Source organism: Amycolatopsis sp. SID8362 (genome assembly GCF_010550475.1).
GTDB lineage: Bacteria > Actinomycetota > Actinomycetes > Mycobacteriales > Pseudonocardiaceae > Amycolatopsis > Amycolatopsis eburnea.
This window is the reverse complement of record NZ_JAAGNB010001567.1, coordinates 1-3,932: the sequence shown is the minus strand read 5'-3', so window position 1 is coordinate 3,932 and position 3,932 is coordinate 1. Positions and strand designations below refer to the sequence as shown.

The 3,932-nt window shown below is 71.9% G+C and carries 3 protein-coding genes and 1 pseudogene; all 4 read left to right on the top strand.

Annotated features, from left to right (window positions below; genetic code table 11):
- The first annotated feature begins 374 nt into the window (after window positions 1–374).
- Window positions 375–1,907: a hypothetical protein gene (locus tag G3I65_RS48555; protein WP_160702335.1), complete on the top strand. Its 1,533-nt coding sequence runs from the start codon at window positions 375–377 to the stop codon at window positions 1,905–1,907.
- Window positions 1,908–1,956: 49 nt separating this feature from the next.
- On the top strand, window positions 1,957–2,490 hold the full coding sequence (locus tag G3I65_RS48550; RefSeq protein WP_160702333.1) for a MarR family transcriptional regulator: 534 nt from the start codon (window positions 1,957–1,959) through the stop codon (window positions 2,488–2,490).
- Window positions 2,491–2,525: 35 nt separating this feature from the next.
- On the top strand, window positions 2,526–3,725 hold the full coding sequence (locus G3I65_RS48545; protein ID WP_160702331.1) for a homogentisate 1,2-dioxygenase: 1,200 nt from the start codon (window positions 2,526–2,528) through the stop codon (window positions 3,723–3,725).
- Window positions 3,692–3,932, top strand: a pseudogene (locus tag G3I65_RS48540) (hypothetical protein); the annotation flags it as partial. The gene G3I65_RS48545 and the pseudogene G3I65_RS48540, both read left to right, overlap by 34 nt.

Here is a 3,932-nt window from a genome sequence, read left to right as displayed (position 1 = left end):
GGCCGGGCCGTACACGCTGCGGGCGCGCGCCACCGACGCCACCGGCGCCCGGCAGCCCGACGTGACGCCGTACAACACGCAGGGCTACCTGTTCGGCGCGGTCGTCCGGCACCCGGTGACGGTGGCCTAGTGGTGGGTTTCCATCGCTGCCTCCTTCCTGCCGCGCATCGACGGTAGGAAGGAACGGCGGGGTGGAAGCTCGCCGTCGCAGTGAAAAACCCTTCGGCAACACCCCTTGACAAGGTGCGCGGCCGAACCGGCCCGGCGCGTTCAGCGCAGGCGGCGGGCCCGTTCGAGGCAATTCTGCAACACCGCTGGCCCCGGCGGGACGGCTCGTTGTTCGCTGGGGGCGGGAGGGCGGTGCGATGCGACGGGTGAGCGCGGGACGGCGGGCGGGCTGGCTGCTGCGGACGAACCGCGTGCTCGGCGCCCGGCCGCGGTACCGCCGCCTCACGGCCTTCGCCGCGGACTTCGACGCCGACGGCGTGACCCCGTCGGTGTCCGTCAGCACCTTGTCCCGCTGGGAAAACCGCGTCACGACGGTGCCCGGGGCGGCGGTGCGGCGCTACGAACGGATGCTCGACCTCCGGCCCGGGCTCCTCGTCGCGGTCAACGACACGGTCGCGCGGTACCTCACGCCGCCGACCCAGGCCGTCCCGCCGTGGGCGCGGCACCGGCGGCCGAACCCGGGGGCGCCGCTCGACGAGCTGGTCGACCTGGCCGTCACCGAAGCCGTGCTCGGCAGCGAGGAATGGGATCGCCTGACCGAGCTGCTCGCGGTCCGGCCGCAGCTGATCCTGAGTCCCGCGTCGACCTGGCAACGGCTTTCGGAACGGCTGCTCACCGAGATGTGCATCGCGGACGGCGTTTCGTGGATGCGCCGGGCCGAGGCGTTCCACCGGCTCATCGTGCACCCGGTCGGCCAGCGGGCGGCGATGACCGCCGCGGCCGCGGCGGCCGCGGACACCTCCGCGCAGAGCCTGATCGGCACCCTCGGCGTGTTCAGCGCGAGCGCCCACCCCGACGCCAGTTCGTCGGTCGTCCGCCACCTCACCGAACCGCTGACCGACCGGACCTTCTACGGGGCCTTGCTGACCAGCGTCAAGAAGCTGCGGTTCGGGCACTTCGACGACCGGCAGACGGCGTCCCTGCTGCCGATCCTGTGCGCGCTCGTGGCGGCGGGCGGCGGCGAACGGACGTCGCTGGCGGCCCGGCTGCTGCAGCTCCTTCCCCGTGAGCTGCAGGCGAAAGTCCCGAGCCGGGTGTGGGCCGCGGCGATGGCCGCGCTGTGGCCGGCGGCCGCGCCGGTTTCGGAACGGCTGGCCGCCGAGACCCTGGAAGCGATCGAGGAGCCGCCGCCCGACCCGCTGCTCGCGGTGTTCATCGGCGAGATGCTGGACGACCCCGTGTTCGACGTCCGGCTCTGCACGATGTTCCTGCTCTACGCGACCCCGTACCGCGCGCCGCTGGCGCACGCGCTCGCCCGCGAGCTGACCGCCACCCTCCGGCGGCGCGGCCACCCCGACCGGATCCAGCGCCTCCTCGACGCACTGCGCATCCTCGGCGGCGCGGAGGAACGGCGGCTCATCGAGTCGATGGTGCTCGCCGACCACCTCGGGATCGCGGTCCGCGATTCCGCCGCGTACGCGCTGGGCCACGTCGGCGGTGTCAGCCCGGACGACTTCTACCGCCGGGCGTTCGCCCGCTACGCCGAGAACGCCCGGCACGACGACAGCGCGCGCTCGGCGTCGGTGCTCGACCGGCTGGTGTACTGCATGGGAATCGGCGACCGCCGAGCGCTCCTCGGCGAAGTCGTCGGCCGTCCTGAGCTCCCGGCCCGCGTCCGCACGGCGGCGACGTGGTGGGCCGGGCTGCCGGCGTACATCAGGGAGAGCGCGGCCCGGTAAAGATAGTTTTCACTTTGACTATCTGTGCTGCCGGCGTTAGGCTGCGGTCGTGGAGGACGTGACCGCCGCCGAGCTGGACTTCTGGTCGTTCGTGGCGCTGGCGAACCGGCGGCTGGCCGAGGAGTACGGCTTCCGGCACCAGCTCGCCACCGAGGTGCTGCTGACCCTCAACCGCGCCTCCGACCTGGTGACCTACGACCTCGAGGCCGCCGTGCACCGGCCGCGCGGGCGGTCGTGGTCGGCGTTCCGGCTGCTGTTCGTGGTCTGGCTGGCCGGCCCGCTGGAGCCGAAGACCGCCGCGCGGCTGACCGGGATGAGCCGGGCGGCCGTGTCGAACCTGGCCAAGGCGCTGGTCGCGGACGGCCTGCTCGACCGCACCCCGGACGAGCACGACGGCCGCTCGGTCCGGCTTTCGCTGACCGGGACCGGGCACGACGAGATGGTTTCCGTGTTCCAGGAGCACAACGAGCGCGAGTTCGGCTGGACGGACGCGCTCACCGAGACCGAGCAGCGCATCCTCGTGATGCTGCTGGGCAAGCTGATCACCAGCCGCGCCGGGTTCGACGCGCGGAGCCGCAGTTAGTAAACATGTGAACTAAATCGGCCGAGGAGGCGACCATGGGGTACTACCGCCGTGCGGGCACCATCCCACCCAAGCGGCACACCCAGCACCGCACGCCGGAGGGTGGGCTGTACTACGAAGAGCTGATGGGTGAGGAGGGGTTCTCCTCGGACTCGTCGCTGCTCTACCACCGCGGGGTGCCGTCGGCGATCGTCGACGCGACGCCGTGGGAGCTGCCGGACCAGTCGCTCACCGAGAACCGGCCGCTCATCCCGCGGCACCTGAAGCTCCACGAGCTTTTCCCGGGCCAGGACTGGAAAAGCGCCGACGTGGTGACCGGGCGACGGCTCGTGCTGGGCAACGGCGACGTGCGGATCTCCTACGTCGCGGCGGGGGAGACTTCGCCGTTGTACCGCAACGCCGTCGGTGACGAATGCGTGTACGTCGAGTCCGGCGAAGCACGCGTCGAGACCGTGTTCGGTGTGCTCGAAGCACGTCAGGGCGACTACGTGATCCTGCCGCGGGCGACCACGCACCGCTGGGTGCCGCTCGGGGACGAGCCGCTGCGCGCGTACGTCGTCGAGGCGAACTCGCACATCACGCCGCCGAAGCGGTACCTCTCGAAGTTCGGGCAGCTGCTGGAGCACGCGCCGTACTGCGAGCGCGACCTGCACGGGCCCGAGGAGCCGCTGCTGGCCGACGGTACGGACGTCGAGGTGCTGGTGAAGCACCGCGGCTCGCGCGGCATCACCGGCACCCGGTACGTCTACCCCACGCACCCGTTCGACGTCGTCGGCTGGGACGGGTTCCTGTACCCGTACACGTTCAACATCGCCGACTTCGAGCCGATCACCGGCCGCGTGCACCAGCCGCCGCCGGTGCACCAGGTGTTCGAGGGCAACAACTTCGTCATCTGCAACTTCGTGCCGCGCAAGGTCGACTACCACCCCCTCGCCGTGCCGGTGCCGTACTACCACTCCAATGTGGACTCCGACGAAGTGATGTTCTACTGCGGCGGGAACTACGAGGCCCGCAAGGGATCCGGGATCGGCCAGGGCTCGATCAGCCTGCACCCGGGCGGCCACAGCCACGGCCCGCAGCCCGGCGCGGTCGAGCGGTCCCTCGGCGCGGAGTTCTTCGACGAGCTGGCCGTCATGGTCGACACGTTCCGCCCGCTCGAACTCGGCGAAGGCGGGCTGGCGAGCGAAGACCCCGGCTACGCGTGGACCTGGTCGGGACGGGGGCCGTCGGCGTGATCCCCGCGCTCTTCACCGGCCTGTGCGACGACGCCGCGGTGTTCCCGCCCGGCCTGTCCCCGCTGCCCGACGCCGTCGCCGCGCACGACGGGTACTCGGCGGCCTGGTACACCGACCTGGTCGGGCCGCTGGTGGTCGCCGCCCCGGCGCTCGACGAGCTGGCCGGCGTGCTCGGCGCCCGCGAAACGCCGTTGCCGCTCGCGGTGA

Bases quoted from the DNA above. Each gene is read 5' to 3' on its own strand.
- G3I65_RS48545 (WP_160702331.1), top strand. From the start codon at position 2,526: ATGGGGTACTACCGCCGTGCGGGCACCATCCCACCCAAGCGGCACACC.